Source organism: Leuconostoc sp. DB-1, assembly GCF_013414845.1.
Taxonomy (GTDB): domain Bacteria; phylum Bacillota; class Bacilli; order Lactobacillales; family Lactobacillaceae; genus Leuconostoc; species Leuconostoc mesenteroides.
This window is the reverse complement of the sequence record NZ_JABFNJ010000001.1, coordinates 1,714,526-1,732,314: the sequence shown is the minus strand read 5'-3', so window position 1 is coordinate 1,732,314 and position 17,789 is coordinate 1,714,526. Positions and strand designations below refer to the sequence as shown.

The window sequence follows — 17,789 nt, the reverse complement described above, 5'->3', positions numbered from 1 at the left end:
AGATTTGTTTGATGGTCTTTTTAAATGTGCTTATCCTTTAAATACCCAAGCATCGCCATTTTCAGCTAATAGCTTGTCTGATGCTTCAGGACCCATTGAACCTGACTTATATGTCTCCAATGGTGCTTTATCTGCATCGTAAACGGCAGTAATTGCGTCAACAAACTTCCAAGCAATTGATACACCGTTCCAATCAGCAAAGTTTGATCCGTCACCATTCATTGTATCGTGAATCATACGTTCGTATGGTTCTGGTGTGTTCTTCTTGTCTTCATCAGATACTGCCCAATCCAAGTTGATTGTGCGGGTGTTGAAGGCATCTTCAACTGACTTAGCGTTAAGCTTCAATTCAATAGCACCCTTTGGATCAATGATGATTGAGAGTACTGATTCTTGTGCTTCTTGTTCTGAACCAAAGTTGAATGTGCCAGCCTTAAATACAATATCAACACGTGTTTGCTTGGCAGCCAAACGCTTACCTGAACGAACATAGAAAGGAACACCTTCCCAACGTGGCAAATCGAACTGCAATTCACCAGCAATGAATGTGTTGTTCTTTGAGTCAGCAGGGACATCTGCTTCTTCCAAATATGGCTTGTAATCAGCTGTATCACCAGCACCATATTGTGCACGAACGAAGTACTTATTCACTTCTTCTTCGTTATAAATCTTTAATGCATTGAAGGCGGCGTTTTTAGCTGCACGGATATCCTTATCATTGAATGATTCAGGTTTTTCCATTGCTAACCAACCAACAATTTGCATTGTGTGGTTTTGAATCATATCCAAAAGGGCGCCAGTGGTATCGTAGTAACCAGCACGCTCTTCAACACCTAGAACTTCAGCCAAAGTTACTTGTACGTTTTTGATATAGTCCTTATTCCAAGCGGCATCAAAGATTGGGTTACCAAAACGTAATGCTGCAATATTTTGTACCATTTCTTTTCCAAGATAGTGGTCAATACGGAACAGTTGGTCATCATCAAATGCATTTTCCAAATCACTTTGCAATTCTTCTGCGGTGGCGTATGATGTACCAAAAGGCTTTTCAATCATCAAACGATTGTAGCCAGTCTCAGCTAGCAAACCTTCTGATTTCAAATATTTAGCGATTGTACCGAAGAAACGAGGGGCAACTGACATATAGAAAATACGATTGCCATCAATGTCAAATTTGGTTGCTGCTTCTTCGATCGCTGACTTCAAGATACCATAAGAAGCGGCATCTGTGACATCGTGCGCACGGTAAGAAAAATGCGCAATAAACGCTTCGGCTTGTGCTTGATCTTCAGTAAAGTCTTTAATTGAATCACGAACCAATTGCTTAAACTCGTCATCACTTAATTGTTGACGTGCTGTCCCAACAATGGCAAAGTGTTCTTGTAAGTATCCTTTTTTGTAGAGGTTGAAAACTGATGGGTAAAGCTTACGCTTTGCTAAATCACCAGTTCCGCCAAAGAAAGTTACCAACGTTTTGATTTCTGAAACCATGATGTTCCCCTTATATTATAATTAAATTCACTCTCCATTATAACGCAAAAAGGTCTGGAAAAGTACGGGATTCACAAACATATTAAGCGTTGAACAAGTCAAAAATTGATTAAATGACTAGTTTATACTAAAAATATGGTTTAAGTAGGTTAAATAAACTATATATTCACAATATAATTTTACAACGGGATGGTGCTAAATGTTTTACTTGATTATTATTTTATTTTTAATTCTAACTTTCACTTTAGGTATTGGTGTGGCGTTCGAGGGTCTAATTTTAATGGGTATTATATATGTCATCCTTCGATTAATAAAAAACAAACGGGATATGCGCAAATGATGATAAATTAAGCACTTAATTTTCCGTTATATGAATAGGTTTCGTGTTACAATTATTCTATTATTCGGAGGATTTATGCAAATTGACTTAACTGATAAGCCGCGGCCACTTGATGAAAAGTGGCTACTTTTTGGTACTTTATTATCCAACACTGGAAATTCAATGATTTGGCCAGTCACGACACTTTATATGACCGGTGTTTTGCACCAAAGTTTTACGATGGCGGGACTAGTTCTAATGGTGGGATCACTTATTAGTATGGTTGGCTCATTTGTTGGTGGCAAACTATTTGATAATTGGCGGCCATATGAAGCGATGGTAATTACGAGTTTTATCATCTTAATTGCTGTTTCCAGTCTAATTATTTGGAATGGGTGGCCCGTATTTGCCTTTTTTATTTGGCTAGCTAATTTTGGTATGGGCGCGGAACAAACGTTAGTTAACTCTTTTGCCACAACAATTCCTGGTGAAAAAACGCGCATCGTATTCAATAATATGTACATTGTGTTGAATATTGGGGTGGTTTTGGGGACCTTAGCAGTAGGATATTTATTTGATTACGGTTTTAACCTGTTGATGATGATTTCGGCAGCATTATATTTTACATTAATGTTAATTATTGCAACCAAATTTAATGTTCCGGTAGTTCGCACGAATACTGAAGCAACAGGCGTTACGACGCCTGAAGGAACAGAAAAAGTGAGCAGTGTCGGTGCACCAAATCAACGTTTTCGCTTGACGCCAGTTTTAGTTGCCATTGGGGCATTGCTGTTCATTACGTATTTATCCTACATGCTGTGGGAAACCGTGATGGCACCGCACATGAAAAGTTTAGGTATGCCAACGCGTAATTATGCAGACTTATGGATGATTAACGGCGTAACTATTATTTTGCTTCAGAAGTTTGTTTCTAATTGGGCAAATCAGCGACCATATCAAGTTTCAGTTATTTTAGGTAGTATTATTTTTGCTTCTAGCTTTTTCTTTTTAATATTTGTAAAAGAGTTTTGGCAAATTGTGCTAGTGTTTGAATTACTAACGATTGGAGAAATGTTACAAAGTCCGCAGGTTCCAGCATGGGTTGCGCAAATCACCCCCAAAGAAGTAGCTGGACAGGCACAAGGTTTTGTTTCAATGATGATCAGCTCAGGTCGAGTCATTGGTCCCATTTATTCGGGTATGATGATGGATCGAGGTTGGATGAAAATTCTTTTTTTATCAGTATTTATAATCATGTTAATTATCACAGCGTTGTTAGCGATCACAATGGCGAAACGAACTAAAAAAACAGTGGAGAATAACAAATAAACTATTTGTTATTCTCCTTTTTCAGTGAAAGTTGTTTCTTAAGAAAGACAATTTTGGGTAAATCTTTTTGGTTGCCCTGTTGTTGGCGGTAACTATCCATTGAAGATGCTGTATAAATATTCATAAATTGTTGTAAAGTGGGCGTCAGAAATTTAATACTGCCGAGGTTATTTTCAACTAAATCCTGTAAATCAACATTTGTGAATTGTGGTAAACAATCTATACTACCAAATGCCACTGATAAATCTCCTTTTTGGAATTCATGTTCATGCAAATCCGTTAGTTGAAAACCCAAACCAAGCATGATGTTTAGAATCAAGTCCCATTGGTAGATTCTTAGACGGTCCGGTGCATCCCAACCGTTAGGATTTCCGGGTACATGAATGTCTATATCATTAGCCTGCCAATCTATTTTTGTCAAATATTCTAGACCAACAGAACCCATCAGGACAGGAGTAATTGCTACCTTATTCAATTCCTTTGCGATGATCAGAAAGGCATCTATTTTTTTCATTACTTTTTCTCCTTTGTAAAAATGTTGCTCTTTTTAATTATACCGAACAGACAAATATTTTTCGTGTAAGCGCTTGCAGACAAGCGAAAACCATGTTATAATTTAAGTATAGATTAGGAGAGAGTCCTAAAACAATTCAAGTTGTGTAAGCTATACGAATGATAGCTTAAGCGGATTTTCTTCAATCCAGGACAGTTTGCTCAGTACTCTAGTTGGAAAGTGATGGACGTGTGAAAACGTACATGTGGCTGGTAATTAGGGTCGATGGTGATGCATAAGATGTATGGGTCTTATGTTTGTCACCTGAGAGCAGGCTGTTTTTTTGTTGTGGTTGGTAGATAGGTGTCTAATAAACTGTTTTTATGAGTGCAGGTACTTTGCACTCTTTTTATATATTATGAATATAGTCGACATTTTTATAGTTAAAAATGACTAGTCATTTTATTTATATAAAACTATAAATTGTATTAATTATATGTTGTTTATAAACAATAGATGATGTATCATGTATTTATCAAATTATTACAAAAAAAGGAAAAGAAAATGCTACAAAGAAATTTAGGGTCGCAAGGGTTAAAAGTTTCATCAGTCGGGTTGGGGTGCATGGGTATGAGTAGCACGTACGGTCGCGCTGATGACAAGGAATCAATTGCGTCAATTAGGCAGGCGGTCGTTAATGGCGTTTCATTGTTTGATACTGCAAATGTTTATGGTAACGGACATAATGAAAAATTATTAGGAAAAGCACTTAAAGGCGTGGACAAGCAAGTGACAGTGGCCACAAAAGTGGGCATTCAAGAAATGCAATTGAACCAAAAGAGAGTCAACGGTCGTCCTGATTATATTAGATCTGAAGTTGAAAAGTCTTTGATTCGTTTAGATAGAGAGTATATTGATTTGTACTACCTGCATCGAGTAGACCCAGATGTACCAATTGAAGAAAGCATCGGTGAAATGTCTCGACTAGTTGAAGAGGGTAAAGTTAAATACATTGGGATATCAGAAGCCTCTTTGTCAACGATTAAAAGAGCTCATCAAACACATCCTATAACGGCGGTTCAAAGCGAATATTCATTGTGGAGTCGTGGTGTTGAGAAAGAAATAATGCCTTATTTACAAGCAAATGAAATTGGATTTGTAGCATACAGTCCATTGGGCAGAGGATTTTTTGCAGATGACTTTAGTTTGGATGCGTCGAAAGAAGACGTACGCCAATATTTGCCTAGGTTTCAGGGTGACAATCTCACTGCTAATCAGGAAGTATTTAAAGTAATTCGTAATTTATCACAAAAGTTAGGAATGACATCTTCACAACTAGCCTTGGCATGGTTATTGCAAAAAAACAGTAACTTAATAGCTATCCCAGGAAGTAAGTCAATTCAGCACATTAACGAAAATATTGCATCAAGTCATATTGATCTTGATGATAAAATAATTCATATTTTAGATAAAATATTTGATGAATCTAATACACATGGCAGTCGTTATCCTAGTATGTTAATGGACGAATTGGAAAAGTAAAATAGATTCATCAAGTTAATGATGAATCTATTTTCATTCTTTTTTCAATTTTTTGTTCACTCTCTGTACCAGTTATTTGGTATCTCAAAACAGAAATAAAGGTTTTAATATCAATCGTGTCAGATAGAGAGGAGAGATTATATGCATTAAATAGGTTTTCTTTCTCCTTGATACTAGGTATTAACTCACGGCCCTTAGAGGTCAAATGTAGGACTGATTTTCGATTATCATCAATGGCTTTACTTTTATAGATGAAACCATTTTGCACCAATCGTTGCACTAATCGACTAGGACTCTTACTTTCACAAATTAGTAGATTACCTAATTCTTTTAATGATAGAGGTTCTTTTTTTGACAAAACTTGTAACACCTCACTCTGATTAGGTGTTATACCAAGAGGAGCTAAGAACTCAGCATATTTTTTCTGTCCTTCTTTTTGGACAGCATTGATAAGATATCTTAATAAATCAGCATCATTCATTTTCTTCATCCTATAGTAAAAGTATTTTTATCTATAATAGCATACTACACAAACATCGTACGATTGAAAATAAAAAAGGAAATAAAATAACCATGAATAAAAGTAGACAATTAGGACAGACTGACCTGCATTTATCTCCACTGGGACTAGGTACCTGGCAATATAGTACAAAAAATAGTAGCGGAACCTCAATGTGGGGAAATACCGAGACGGAGACAGTTTATGAAATTATCAAGCATTCCTTACAGAATGGGATGAATTGGATAGACACAGCTGAAATTTATGGCAATGGAACCTCTGAAACATTTATTGGGGAAGTAACGCAGCGCTTGCAAAGAGAAGCAGCCTTAGCAACCAATCCTTTCATCGCGAGTAAATGGTTTCCTTTGGCTCGTTCGGCGTCATCAATTGCTAAAACGATTGATGACCGTTTAGAATACCTACAAGTACCGACCATTGATTTATATCAAATTCATCAACCGACATCTCGGTCAACTTTAAGAAAGCAGATTGAAGCCATGGTGTCGCTTGCAGAACAACACAAAGTGAAACAGATTGGGGTGAGCAACTTTTCTGCTAAACAAATGGTCAAAGCCCATCATTTACTGCAAGAGTATGGGATGACACTTGCTTCCAATCAAGTTAAATATAATTTACTACACCGTAGTCCTGAGAAAAATGGCACACTAGAGGCTGCTAAAGAATTAGGGATAACAATAATTGCTTACTCGCCTTTGCAACAAGGATTATTAACAGGGCGATTTCATGAACAACCAGAATCTTTATCCAAGGTGAGTCGTTTTAGAAAGCTACAGTCGAATCTGACTACCAAAACCTTGCAAAGGACTGAACCACTTTATCAAGAACTAAAGAGGTTATCACTAAACTATGGTATGACAATTTCTCAGATTTCTTTAAACTGGTTAATTAATGCTCAAGGGGATACAGTTTTAGCGATCCCAGGAGCATCTAAAATACAACAGGCGCAAGATAACGTAGAGGCTTTGAATTTCGATTTGTCTAACAGCGACATTGAACGGTTGAACCGTATTTCAGAAGGTTTATAATGCTTTAAATTTATTATATTAGTTTTTTGAATCAAAATGGCCACTGACAATGTTATTGGTAAATATAAAATAAGTGGAGCATAAAATATTGACTATATAAATAAATTTGATGATAATAGTTTTAATCACATGCCAGATAATTAGCGAGAAAGGTTTAATATTAATCATCGAATTTCAAATAGCCATTGTGATTATTATTCAATAAATTGACTGCTTGCATATTACTTTGCAATTTTCTGACTCGTTTTTCACCCCAAATAGACATTGCTATTAATACTTCTCGCAAAGTCTTACCTTCCTCAGATAAGTAATATTCTACTTTTGGTGGCACTTGATTATAGACTTTGCGTATAATAATTTCATCTTCTTCTAATTCGCGTAGCTGTTGTGTCAACGTTTTTTGGGCGATATTAGGTATTCGACGGCGGAGCTCGCCAGTACGAATAGGGCCATTGCCTAGATGACATAATATGATTGGTTTCCATTTGCCACCAATCACGTCTAAAGTTGCTTCTACACCGATATGATATATTTTTTCCATCAGTAATTACGTGACTCCTTATATATTCTACGAGTACCTTTTAGTTCCTATGGTACATATTAGTGCGTACTTGTTTCAATATCTGTAAACAGTATACTACATGTACAGGAATAAGAAACAATTGACCGAAAGGATAATACAATGGAAAAACGAAAGTTTTTGTCTCGTTTTAAATTTGATAGCGGCTTAGTAATTAAAAATCATATTGTGATGTCACCTATGACAACAATGACTAGTTTTTATAATGGCATGATAACCACCGATGAACTTGATTATTATGCAGCTCGTGCTGGCGGCCCGGGGATTATCATCACTGGTGTTGCTAATGTTAGTGATAATGGTAAAGGGTTTGAAGGCGAATTATCAGTTGCTCATGACGCAATGCTACCAGGATTAACTAAATTAGCTAAGGTTATTCATAAAGACGGTACCAAAGCAATTTTGCAAATATTTCATGCAGGTCGAAAAGCCAATAGTGCTATCCTTCGTGGGGAACGCCCTGTTAGTGCTAGTGCGATTGCTGCTAGTTATCCAGTTGATTCTGAGACTCCACGGGCATTAAACGATTCAGAAGTTCACCAAATTATTACTGAATTTGGCGAAGCAACTAGGCGAGCGATTGAAGCAGGTTTTGATGGCGTCGAGCTACACGGCGCCAACACTTATTTGTTGCAACAATTTTATTCTGAAAATTCCAATCAAAGAAGTGATGAGTGGGGTGGTTCTAGAGGAAAGCGCCTAAAGTTCCCATTAGCTGTGATTGAAACTGTTAATAAAACGGTAAAAAAATATTCAAAAAAACCATTCATAGTCGGTTATCGAATCTCCCCAGAAGAAATTGAGGAGCCCGGTATTCGATTAGAAGATTCTCTTTTCTTCGTTGATCAGATTAAGCACAAAGTAGACTATATCCATCTATCTATGGGCAGTTATAAACGGACATCTCTAAACAATAAGGCGAACAAGGAAACGTTAATTTCTCAGTTTTCTCAACATACGAAGAATATAGTACCGCTTATTGGTATAGGATCAGTGGAAACACCAGATGATGTTAATGCTGTCATGTCTGATGGTGCAGATTTAGTAGCTATTGGTCGAGAATTCATTAGAGAGCCGCAATGGGTTCAAAAGATTGAAAGAAACGATTTGGAAAGTATTCGTACTTTGATTAGTCCGTCCGATATGGCAGAATTGGCTATTCCATCTGTCATGCAAGTTTATTTAAGAGAGTCCTTTTATTCCGTCATGCATTTTACTGATGACATCGAAACGCAAAGCGACTACCAAAACGCATTAGCACCAATGGAAGGGTTAGAAAAGAAGCTAAGCTAATAGACTCGACTGTACTAATAAAGTTAAATTAGTCACAATAAGAAACTTGATTAATTATATTGAACTCATTTAAGCAGACACATGTCTTTTCTAGATAAAGTTTCTTTGCTAGGTGTACAATGTGGTTAAGAAAGGTGGGCTTCAATTATGATTAAGAATAAAAGTGAATGGTTACAACAATATATAACGGTGATTTATGAAAGCAAAGAGCATGTCTTCAGAATAGTTGATACTGATGCCCTGTACAAGTTTACCAACACAAAACACGAAGATCTATTGGACAGTAAAAAAATTACAACCACTTTGTTAGATTCCTTTAGAGCGAAAGGAATTTCATTAAATAGTGTTTCTGACAAAAAATTGTTAGCAGAATATGGTCTTGAACTTATTAATAAATAAGCATTTTTGTACATGGATTTGAGAAAATTTTGTAACATATGAGATTTAGTTGACAGAAAAAGAATTTCATAGTAGAATGAAATTTCTGTGAATAGCATAAATACTAAGTAAGATTGACATTCGGGGTGAAGAGAAGCAGTGGTTGGTGAAAACTGCGCAGGTGTCGTTATCTGAAATACAGCTATTAATATTTAAGCGTGGCAACACCATGTTATCAAATGTTAAAGTGATGCGTTTTTGACGCGTAAGCTGGGTGGTACCACGGATTTCTGTAAATGTCGATTCGTCCCTTCTGTTTTATAACAGCAGGGACGTTTTTTATTGCAGAAATATAGTTCTTATTCGCGGGAGATAAACATGGAAAACAAACTAACTACCAAGTTATCGACGACATTGTTGATTGTTGTAATTATTATTTTAGCTACTGCTGTTATTGGCTTTGGACTATCGCCGAGTGTGCCGATTTTGCTAGTGATTAGTATGATTGTCCTAGTCGCTCGGTTACGAGGTGTGAGTTGGCAAGAAAGTCAAGCAGCTTTGATTAAGGGAATCACTTCAGGTATAGCACCGTTGTTTTTATTTTTACTAATAGGCGCCCTGATAGCACTTTGGCTTGCTACCGGTGTAATCCCTACGATGGTTTGGGTTGGATTTAAAATGCTAAATCCCCAGTTCTTTTTACCAACTGCTTTGTTAACTTCCGCCGTAGTAGGAACGTTAATTGGTAGTGCGTTTACAACGTTATCAACTGTGGGTGTGGCGTTAATGGGTGTAGGAACGTTAATGGGCTTAAATCCAGCGTTGGTCGCTGGAACTATCCTTTCTGGCGCTATTTTTGGGGACAAAAGTTCTCCCTTGTCTGATTCAACTAACCTAGCAAGTGCCATTTCAGAGACGGATTTATTTGCGCATATCAAAAATTTAATGTGGACAACATTACCTGCTTTCGGGATAACATTTCTTGTGACAATTATGCTTGGTCTCGGCCACCGTTCGGGTGCGGGAACAACACAAAAAATTGCTTCATTATTACCATTATTGCAACCAACGTGGTGGGCTATTGTGCCACTCTCTGTGCTGGTAGTCACCGCTTGGTTTAAAATCCCAGCTATTGCGGCCTTAATGATTAACATTTTGGTTTCCAGCGCGGCTTTTTTAGCACAACACAGTGTATCTGATTTTTCTGACTTATTAGTTCATGGTTTCAAGACGACAAGTAACAATCCTACCTTAATTCTTTTACTGAATCGTGGCGGTATGTCTTCAATGATGGATACCGTAATGATGATTATGTTAGCCTTAGCGCTTGGTGGTCTATTAGATGGTTTGGGTATATTGAAAGCTGTAATGGCACCTGTTGTAGGACATTTGCAATCCCAAGGATCAGTAGTTTTAGCAACGCTATTAACAGGTATTGGCGCCAACTTTTTGGTTGGGGAACAATATCTAGCGACTATTTTACCTGGGCAGTTATTTAAAGATAGCTTTACACGTGTGAACTTATCTGGGCTGGCGTTGGGAAGAACAATTGAAGATAGTGGTACAGTAACAAATTACTTAGTGCCGTGGGGTGTCGCTGGTGCCTTTGCAGCGCAAACACTAGGTGTATCGGTATTAGCTTTCGCACCATTCACGCTGTTTGCATTGTTGTCGCCTGTGATGTCAATTGCTTCTGCGCTAACTGGTATTGGGTTGAAACAAATAAAAGATTGAAAAATGCTATTGGTTTACTACCTCTAGATCCTTCAAATACCAAGCATTCATTGCAAAATGCCCAGAACCAGAAATTGGAGAATTTAATAATTTAAAGCCAAATTTTTCGTATAAAATACAAGCAACTTTAAGATCATGATTTGTTTCCAGATAACAGGACTTATAATGAGTGCTGGCAAAGGATAACGCGGTTTCCATCAATTTTTTGGAGATTCCTAATCCTTGTGCTTCAGGAATTAGATATAACTTTTGAAGCTCACAAATTCCTTGTTCATTGTCAAATGGTGCAATCCCGATACCGCCAACTATTTTATTATCTAATTCGACTACCCAATATTTTGCGTTATCTAAATTATCATAGTATTCATTGAGGCGGCCCAATTGGGGATCAAAGTATGCAGTCCCTTCAATAGCAAAGTTTAAAGATTCTAGAGATTCTTGGATAATTTTTTTCACAATCAAATTATCCTCTTTTTTATTGTTCTAATAATCATAACAAGCATGCTCCTATCAATGATATATAATAGATATTAAACAACGAAATTGTTGCTTATGTCCATATTTGAGGATATAGTATCACTATTTGTGGACTTAGTCAACTAAATGAGGGATTATGGATAAAGAAATTATTGATGATATCAGACGGTTTAACCGCTTCTATGCAACTGTTATAGGTATGTTGGACAGCAAAATTTCAAATACAGAATACTCTATCACGGAGGCACGAGTCTTATTTGAGATAAGGGAAAAAAACGGTGAATACATAGCTAATGATCTAGTCGCTAAATTAAATATTGATAGAAGCTATATGAGTAGAATTCTTCGTAAATTAAAGAAAGATGAATTGATTGAAAAGACAAGGTCTTTAAATGATAGCAGGAAAAACTCTCTAAGTATCACTGATGACGGCATTAAAGTGTTAGAACATGTTAATGATTCAACAGACGCGCAAATATTGAAACTTTTTAATGGTTTAACAAAGGATGAAGTGCTAGAAATCAGAGATGATATGTATAAGATACAGCAATATCTTGATAAATAGACTGTTTTGTATGTGATTGTGAGTGTTACCAGAAAAATAAGATGAACAGTAGCAAAACCGCTAATAAATTTTTACTAGCGGTTTTTTGCGTATTTTTTAATGAAGTAAACGTGAAACAGTATTAATGTTTATGTGAAATAGGTGTATGGGAACATTGTCACGTATATATTGTGGATGGTAATGTTATGAAGAACATATTTTTAACGACACAGATTATACTAAATGGTGGACAGTACCATTCTGAATGAGCCATGATTTGTGAGAACTGATGTCATCAGAGTTCCAACAAGGTTATACAAGATATAGAGGAAAAACGTATAATCATGCAAGGATGGTTTAAATGTTGATGAACGAGTATCGTAAACCGATGTAATTCAATGATTTGAAGTCTCAAATTGATGTCACTTTTTTGCATTCGGTAAATTGCTTTGATAAACTAAATATTATAATTTTAGAGTGATCGAGGGAAGAATATGATACCAGAAGATGCCGTGCAATTACCCAAAACAGCCAAATTCGTTTGGTTGATCCATGATGTCATTTGGTTTTTGTTTACATTTATAGGACTAGCCACTGTCTATATCCTTTTTTTACAATCGAAAAGGGATATTTATACAAATATTGCTTTAGTCTTCATGTTAATAGTTGTGTCGATACCGCTTATTCATATGGCGTTGATTAATTATTTTTACCATTTTAGGCGTTACTACATAGATGACCATGCGGTTTATATTTATCGAGGATTTGTATTTAGAAAAGTAGAAACTATTCCTTTAAATCGTATTCAAAATGTTGATACAACACAAGGACCTATTTTACGCCAGTTCAAATTAATGGACTTGTCAATCAAAACTGCTGCACATGGTTTTAAGATTAGAGAAATTGAGGAATTGACCGCAAAAAAAATGCGAGGTCAATTGGTAATAGCTGCTTTACATGCACGTGAGGTAGCTTCCGATGATTAAACAACACCAAAGTCTATTTGCTGTTTTTATAAATTTGTTAACTAATATAAAATTGATTATATGGCCGGCTCTTTTGGGGCTATTCAATATGAATGAGAGCCGATTCACATATTTTCCTATCATTGTGATTGTTACCTTATTACTTCTGTTGCTAAGCGCTTGGGTACAGTGGTTTTTCTTTATCTTTGAGTTTGATGAACACGAATTAACTGTAAAAAAAGGTATTTTCAATAAAAATCAGCTGTATATTCCATTTGAACGAATTCAAACGATAACGCGTACGATACCTTTTTACTATCAACCTTTTCATGTTGTGCGTATGCAAATTGATACGTCAGGTCAAGGAAAACCAGATGTGATTTTTGATGCATTAACTATAAAACAAGCTAACCTAATTGAACAAAAACGTCGGGTTGCTCAAAATAGTATTCAGAAAGAATTTGAGACAATTGAAACAACGAAGCTTCAATATCAGGTGACCATAAAGGAATTGATCGTCTATGCGTTGACATCCTTGGGTGGGTTAGGTGGCGTTGTCGTATTATTCACGATTTGGTCTCAAGTTGATGAGATGTTACCAAAGAATTTAAAATCGAGTTTTGAAGATTTCTTTAATCATCAATCTGTGACAGGACTTTGTATTCTTTTTGTCTTAACCGTTATTGTTGGTATATTTATCGGTTTTTTCAGAATATTTAATCGATATTTTAATTTTAAAATTGAACATCAGAACAATCATTTAGATATCTCACGTGGGTTTTTAGCGCATAAAACGATGCAACTAAAACTTAATAGAATACAAACGATACAACTTCGTCAAACAATGTTAAGGCGTTTGGTAAGATTAGTGAGTGTTAATGTGTTGCTTTCGGCGAGTCAGGATGAAAAAGATGCCCAAACGGTTCTGATTCCTGTGGCGTCAATAGATAAAATCATGATCACTTTAAAAAAGGTCTTAACGTCTATTGATTTTGATGTAGATCATTGGCAAGTGAGTAATATTGATAAAGCGGCTTGGTATCAGGTCCGTTTCAGTGTTTTGCGCAACATTTTTATAATGACTTTGGTAATTTCGGTTGTCATGTTTTATTTTCCAAGTATGTTGCAAAGATCATATATGTTGCTATTCTTCATCATCATGATGGTGATAACAGCTATACTAATTCTGAAGAACACACTGACGATTACCGAGCAAAAGCTTGGTTTTAATCAAGAATTAGTGTATATACAGCGAAGCAATGGTTTTAGCAAGGAAGGTTATTATATTCGTCGTGATAAAATTCAAGGGGTGCGAGAAAGCGGGTTCATAACAGTTTTTAGAAAAAAAGCACTACACCTTGATGTCATTGTAAGGGATGGCAATGGGCATCATATTATTCATTTGCGATATGTACCACAAAGTACGGTTAATCATTTTAAACAGTGGATGAATACGGGACTTTGAACTTTGCAATAGACAATGTCAGAATGTATTTTGTCGACACTTAATAAAAAACGTAAAACACTTATAGGTGTTTTACGTTTTTATATTTTTTATTTTAAGTTGGTGAATAATTGTATTTACTTTTTAAAAGAATTTAATTAAAACAACGCCACCAACCATGAAAAATAAACCCAGAAGTTGAATGACTGAAATGGGATTTTTCTTAGCTCCAAACCACCCAAATTGGTCTACGAGCAGACTGCCAGCAATTTGGCCAACTAAGACAATGACAACTACCAACCCAGTGCCTAGTAACGGCACTAGAAAAATATTTCCTAAGACAAATAGAGACCCAATGATACCGCCAATCCAAATCCACCAAGGTTGTTGTACAAGTTGGATAGCTTGTTTTGGTTTATGAGCATAGTGATTTATTAAGACAATAATAAGCAGTGTTATAAACCCGACTAGGAATGAAATAAGAGCTGCCTTAAGTGAGGAGTTAATTACTTTACCTAAATGACCGTTAATAGCTGTTTGGAGAGCGCTAAGCATACCGGTTACAAATCCCAGAAATTGCCAAGGTAATCTTATGTAGTTTGACTCATTATTTTGTGAAGTTGCTGCTTTTGGACTGTTTTTTTGCTTTAAGACTAGTTGTGTTAATGAAACAGAAAGAAAGACGCCGGCTAAAACTAGTAGGGTGCCCACTCCTCTAAACCAAGTAAAATCATGTTGCTTAGAGTAAAACCAACCAAAATTATCAATGAGCATACTCATGACAATTTGACCAAGAATTGGCATAATGACAGTTTGGACACTACCTAATTTGGGGAATAAGACAATATTACCGGTTAAATAGATGACACCTAGCGCACCACCAATCCAAATCCACCAAGGTTCAGTTGAAAAAAAGGAACCACTAATCGTGAGAGAATGAGTAGTTACTAGTGTTACAGCTATTAGAAAAAGTGTTCCAACACCAAATGAAACTAACGAAGAATTAAATGCAGAACCAAGCACACTGCGAAGTTTGGAATTAACTGCGGTTTGTATAGGCAAGCCAAAACCAATGACTAATCCAAGAATAAATAAAGGCATGACGGTTTCACCACTTTCTGAGAAATATCTGAATCATAAGATACATATGATTTAATCAACATAGATATTATCCTAGGAAAATCGTATGGTTTTGTCAAGAATTTCGATTGAGAGAGAAAATTGATTAATTTTATAACTACTACAATGAAAAATAACTTTCCAAAAATTCAGCTACGCCGTCTTCTGCATTGCTCTTAGTAATGTTTGTTGATACTTTTTTAATCGATGGGATGGCATTATCCATAGCTACTGAAACTCTGGCTAAGCTCAACATAGAGTAATCATTTGCTTCATCACCAAAGGCCATTAAATTATCTGGAGTCAATGACAACTGTTTGAGTAGTTTTGATAATGCAGCGCCCTTATTAACCTTATTTGGAACAAACTCTAATAAATTTCTTCTTGATCTGACAAAATTTATATTTTTAGTTAGTATGGGCGTGTGTTGGAGAACGTTTTCTAAATAATTTAACTCTGCGTCCGTGGCGCAGACGACAAACTTATTAAACATCAAATCTGGAGTTAATTCAGATAAAAGTTTTTCTGAATAAGGAATAAGTTTCCCTACTAATTCAACATACCCAGATTTTCCAAAATCTTTAATAGAATATACGTTGTCTTGCGTAACAAGGTCAATTGGCAAACGAATATTATGTATTAAGTTAAACACTTCATCAACGTCTGAAAGAGTAAAGACATGATTGATTAGATTTTGATTTGTATATATGTTTTTGATAATTGCTCCGTTAAATAGAATGGCGTAATCATTATTTTGATTCAATTGCAGTTGTGAAAGGAAAGGCTGCACGTTGGGGAATGGGCGACCAGTGGTCAGCACTATGCTTTTCCCCATAGTGTGTAGACTTTGTAGAACTTTTATGTTCCTTTCGGATAAGGTTTTATTTGGCATAAGCAGCGTATTGTCCATATCTAGGGCAATCATTTTTATTTTATTTGTCATTTGTTATTTTCTCCATAGGATTGATTTGTGATATAACAGTCTTAAGACGATCGAACTCACTTTCTTTCAATTCACTGTCGATTAGAAATGTTGGTTGTTTGGTACTGATTTCGGTAGATTCAGTAATAATTAAATCAAATTGATTGACATTGTTTGATGAATTATCAAAACTATTTAGCGCATGAATAGTCAGTGCGCATGGGGCAGTACTGTTTTTTTCAATGACAGTTTTAAATAAGTTCTGGCTGTATATTGGCAGGGATGTAACCATCAATATGTTCAGTTTGGTCTCTTTTTGCTGAGATAGGCTGAAATTGTAGAATATCATGGCTAGAACACTGATTTGATCTGGAAGCAAACCGTAAGGAAATAAATGGTTATATAAAGCGCTATCAGTTAATTGATTTAGGGATTCTACAACATACTTTTCAAAAAGTGGTTCGTGATATAAATATTCGTAGACAGTAATATTCTGATAACGAACAGCGTACCAAAACGGTTTGAGTTGAGTCTGTATTTCTCGGATCAGTATTTTTCTTTCAGTGTTTTTACTGGTGATGTGAGAAATAGTCATAAAAGCATCAACAATGTGCTCACTTAGAATCAAGAGGTCTTGAAACGAGTGTGAGCTAAAGTGATCATCCTGCTCTTTGGTAACACTAAGAAGTTGTAGTGTTAAAAATAGTTTCACAGAAGTTGGTATGTGAATCGAAAAATTAGTTTCTGCTACAAGAGCATAGTCTTGAATGATATTATGTTCTCGCCGATTTGTAAATGATGTAATATCAGAATCATTGAACAGCATTTCTTCAGTAATAGGATGATGGCTACTATACATTGAAGAAACAACAGAAAAAATAGTGAGTGTCAATGCATTAGAAATAGAGATACTTTTTTCCAAAGAATCTTTGTACATATTTTTCAATTTTTCACTGACTAGTAAAAATTTGGAGTGAGAGGGTTCTCCATCTAGTGAGTGAATAAAGTAGTTAAGCGGGTTTCTGTGACTTTGCAGTAGCATCAGACTGTTATATGCATGGACTAATAAATCATAGCGAGGTTCCTTAAACTCAAAACCATTTTTCTTAGAAAATTCAGGACGAAATTTTTTTCTCTTTTTTAAATCTGCGATATCGCGTAATACGGTATTTCTGGATACATCAAATAAAGATTGAAATGCAGATAGAGTCCATTTTTTTAAGGGGAGGGCAATACAAATATCCATGATCTGCTGCCGTTCATACGAAGTAAGGTATTCATCGGATGGCGCGTGTGATAGCTTATTTTTTAATACAGAAATTTGAGAATCTGAAATTTTTGTGCTTGGAACAAGAAAAGGTTGGTTTGATGAACGTAAATCGGAATTTGCTGCCTGAAGTAGATAATAAATTTTACGGCTAGACAAGTTCAAACGATTTGCCATGGTCTGTACGTTCGGTAATAGTTCTTGTGTGGCTATATAATTAATAAATTTCGCATAATTCATGTTTGACACTTGCATTTTTAATCGTTCCTCTCCTATATGTGAACAAATAATATCATCCCTAGTTTATGTTTATTTTACAATGTGGAAGAGAAGGTAAACAGTCT

17 protein-coding genes are annotated in these 17,789 nt (G+C 35.8%); 9 read left to right on the top strand and 8 right to left on the bottom strand.

What is annotated here, in order from left to right; genetic code table 11:
• Positions 1–30: 30 nt before the first annotated feature.
• Positions 31–1,491 (bottom strand): glucose-6-phosphate dehydrogenase, encoded by a 1,461-nt coding sequence (gene zwf, locus HFP47_RS08505; protein WP_002815576.1) that lies wholly within the window; start codon positions 1,489–1,491, stop codon positions 31–33.
• Between the two features lie 415 nt (positions 1,492–1,906).
• Between zwf and HFP47_RS08500 the strand changes: the two genes are divergently transcribed.
• Positions 1,907–3,139, top strand: a complete 1,233-nt coding sequence (locus HFP47_RS08500; protein ID WP_011680533.1) for an MFS transporter — start codon at positions 1,907–1,909, stop codon at positions 3,137–3,139.
• A gap of 1 nt (position 3,140) precedes the next feature.
• Here HFP47_RS08500 and HFP47_RS08495 read toward each other — a convergent pair whose 3' ends face one another.
• Entirely contained in the window at positions 3,141–3,653 is a 513-nt protein-coding gene (locus tag HFP47_RS08495; RefSeq protein ID WP_096638788.1) for a phosphoribosylanthranilate isomerase, read from the bottom strand.
• A gap of 543 nt (positions 3,654–4,196) precedes the next feature.
• Here HFP47_RS08495 and HFP47_RS08490 point away from each other — a divergent pair.
• Positions 4,197–5,174 carry an aldo/keto reductase gene (locus HFP47_RS08490; protein WP_102753815.1) on the top strand — a complete coding sequence of 326 codons (978 nt, stop codon included), beginning with the start codon at positions 4,197–4,199 and terminating at the stop codon, positions 5,172–5,174.
• A gap of 10 nt (positions 5,175–5,184) precedes the next feature.
• Here HFP47_RS08490 and HFP47_RS08485 read toward each other — a convergent pair whose 3' ends face one another.
• Entirely contained in the window at positions 5,185–5,655 is a 471-nt protein-coding gene (locus HFP47_RS08485) for a MarR family winged helix-turn-helix transcriptional regulator (RefSeq protein ID WP_010285549.1), read from the bottom strand.
• Between the two features lie 92 nt (positions 5,656–5,747).
• Here HFP47_RS08485 and HFP47_RS08480 point away from each other — a divergent pair, with 92 nt between their 5' ends.
• Entirely contained in the window at positions 5,748–6,722 is a 975-nt protein-coding gene (locus HFP47_RS08480; protein WP_179876322.1) for an aldo/keto reductase, read from the top strand.
• A gap of 160 nt (positions 6,723–6,882) precedes the next feature.
• Here HFP47_RS08480 and HFP47_RS08475 read toward each other — a convergent pair whose 3' ends face one another.
• On the bottom strand, positions 6,883–7,263 hold the full coding sequence (locus tag HFP47_RS08475) for a helix-turn-helix domain-containing protein (protein ID WP_115231378.1): 381 nt from the start codon (positions 7,261–7,263) through the stop codon (positions 6,883–6,885).
• A 141-nt stretch (positions 7,264–7,404) separates the two neighbouring features.
• Here HFP47_RS08475 and HFP47_RS08470 point away from each other — a divergent pair, with 141 nt between their 5' ends.
• From HFP47_RS08470 to HFP47_RS08460, 3 genes are all read left to right on the top strand, one after another.
• Positions 7,405–8,595: an NADH-dependent flavin oxidoreductase gene (locus tag HFP47_RS08470; protein WP_050884522.1), complete on the top strand. Its 1,191-nt coding sequence runs from the start codon at positions 7,405–7,407 to the stop codon at positions 8,593–8,595.
• A gap of 147 nt (positions 8,596–8,742) precedes the next feature.
• Positions 8,743–8,994, top strand: coding sequence for a hypothetical protein (locus tag HFP47_RS08465; RefSeq protein ID WP_014325236.1), 252 nt, complete (start codon positions 8,743–8,745; stop codon positions 8,992–8,994).
• A gap of 357 nt (positions 8,995–9,351) precedes the next feature.
• A complete protein-coding gene (locus HFP47_RS08460; protein ID WP_179876321.1) occupies positions 9,352–10,707 on the top strand; it encodes a Na+/H+ antiporter NhaC family protein in 1,356 nt (451 codons plus the stop codon).
• A 6-nt stretch (positions 10,708–10,713) separates the two neighbouring features.
• Here the strand turns inward: HFP47_RS08460 and HFP47_RS08455 are convergent, their stop codons facing one another.
• Complete coding sequence (locus HFP47_RS08455) at positions 10,714–11,163, bottom strand: GNAT family N-acetyltransferase (protein WP_373562330.1); 450 nt, start codon at positions 11,161–11,163, stop codon at positions 10,714–10,716.
• A gap of 157 nt (positions 11,164–11,320) precedes the next feature.
• On the opposite strand from HFP47_RS08455, the gene HFP47_RS08450 reads away from it, so the two are divergent.
• The 3 genes from HFP47_RS08450 to HFP47_RS08440 all read left to right on the top strand — a co-directional run bounded on the left by HFP47_RS08450 (position 11,321) and on the right by HFP47_RS08440 (position 14,158).
• Positions 11,321–11,749 carry a MarR family winged helix-turn-helix transcriptional regulator gene (locus HFP47_RS08450; protein ID WP_011680525.1) on the top strand — a complete coding sequence of 143 codons (429 nt, stop codon included), beginning with the start codon at positions 11,321–11,323 and terminating at the stop codon, positions 11,747–11,749.
• Between the two features lie 473 nt (positions 11,750–12,222).
• Positions 12,223–12,714: a PH domain-containing protein gene (locus tag HFP47_RS08445; RefSeq protein ID WP_011680524.1), complete on the top strand. Its 492-nt coding sequence runs from the start codon at positions 12,223–12,225 to the stop codon at positions 12,712–12,714.
• A gap of 88 nt (positions 12,715–12,802) precedes the next feature.
• A complete protein-coding gene (locus HFP47_RS08440) occupies positions 12,803–14,158 on the top strand; it encodes a PH domain-containing protein (RefSeq protein WP_257229744.1) in 1,356 nt (451 codons plus the stop codon).
• Between the two features lie 123 nt (positions 14,159–14,281).
• Here the strand turns inward: HFP47_RS08440 and HFP47_RS08435 are convergent, their stop codons facing one another.
• From HFP47_RS08435 to HFP47_RS08425, 3 genes are all read right to left on the bottom strand, one after another.
• On the bottom strand, positions 14,282–15,238 hold the full coding sequence (locus HFP47_RS08435) for a DMT family transporter (RefSeq protein ID WP_179876318.1): 957 nt from the start codon (positions 15,236–15,238) through the stop codon (positions 14,282–14,284).
• A 139-nt stretch (positions 15,239–15,377) separates the two neighbouring features.
• Entirely contained in the window at positions 15,378–16,199 is an 822-nt protein-coding gene (locus HFP47_RS08430) for a Cof-type HAD-IIB family hydrolase (RefSeq protein WP_014325226.1), read from the bottom strand.
• Positions 16,189–17,700: a transcriptional antiterminator gene (locus tag HFP47_RS08425; protein ID WP_115231374.1), complete on the bottom strand. Its 1,512-nt coding sequence runs from the start codon at positions 17,698–17,700 to the stop codon at positions 16,189–16,191. The genes HFP47_RS08430 and HFP47_RS08425 overlap by 11 nt, the downstream gene beginning before the upstream one ends.
• Positions 17,701–17,789 lie beyond the last annotated feature (89 nt).

Excerpts from the sequence above, each read along its gene's own strand:
- zwf (WP_002815576.1), bottom strand. The coding sequence starts at position 1,491 with ATGGTTTCAGAAATCAAAACGTTGGTAACTTTCTTTGGCGGAACTGGT.
- HFP47_RS08500 (WP_011680533.1), top strand. The coding sequence starts at position 1,907 with ATGCAAATTGACTTAACTGATAAGCCGCGGCCACTTGATGAAAAGTGG.
- HFP47_RS08495 (WP_096638788.1), bottom strand. The coding sequence starts at position 3,653 with ATGAAAAAAATAGATGCCTTTCTGATCATCGCAAAGGAATTGAATAAG.
- HFP47_RS08490 (WP_102753815.1), top strand. The coding sequence starts at position 4,197 with ATGCTACAAAGAAATTTAGGGTCGCAAGGGTTAAAAGTTTCATCAGTC.
- HFP47_RS08485 (WP_010285549.1), bottom strand. The coding sequence starts at position 5,655 with ATGAATGATGCTGATTTATTAAGATATCTTATCAATGCTGTCCAAAAA.
- HFP47_RS08480 (WP_179876322.1), top strand. The coding sequence starts at position 5,748 with ATGAATAAAAGTAGACAATTAGGACAGACTGACCTGCATTTATCTCCA.
- HFP47_RS08475 (WP_115231378.1), bottom strand. The coding sequence starts at position 7,263 with ATGGAAAAAATATATCATATCGGTGTAGAAGCAACTTTAGACGTGATT.
- HFP47_RS08470 (WP_050884522.1), top strand. The coding sequence starts at position 7,405 with ATGGAAAAACGAAAGTTTTTGTCTCGTTTTAAATTTGATAGCGGCTTA.
- HFP47_RS08465 (WP_014325236.1), top strand. The coding sequence starts at position 8,743 with ATGATTAAGAATAAAAGTGAATGGTTACAACAATATATAACGGTGATT.
- HFP47_RS08460 (WP_179876321.1), top strand. The coding sequence starts at position 9,352 with ATGGAAAACAAACTAACTACCAAGTTATCGACGACATTGTTGATTGTT.
- HFP47_RS08450 (WP_011680525.1), top strand. The coding sequence starts at position 11,321 with ATGGATAAAGAAATTATTGATGATATCAGACGGTTTAACCGCTTCTAT.
- HFP47_RS08445 (WP_011680524.1), top strand. The coding sequence starts at position 12,223 with ATGATACCAGAAGATGCCGTGCAATTACCCAAAACAGCCAAATTCGTT.
- HFP47_RS08440 (WP_257229744.1), top strand. The coding sequence starts at position 12,803 with ATGAATGAGAGCCGATTCACATATTTTCCTATCATTGTGATTGTTACC.
- HFP47_RS08435 (WP_179876318.1), bottom strand. The coding sequence starts at position 15,238 with ATGCCTTTATTTATTCTTGGATTAGTCATTGGTTTTGGCTTGCCTATA.
- HFP47_RS08430 (WP_014325226.1), bottom strand. The coding sequence starts at position 16,199 with ATGACAAATAAAATAAAAATGATTGCCCTAGATATGGACAATACGCTG.
- HFP47_RS08425 (WP_115231374.1), bottom strand. The coding sequence starts at position 17,700 with ATGCAAGTGTCAAACATGAATTATGCGAAATTTATTAATTATATAGCC.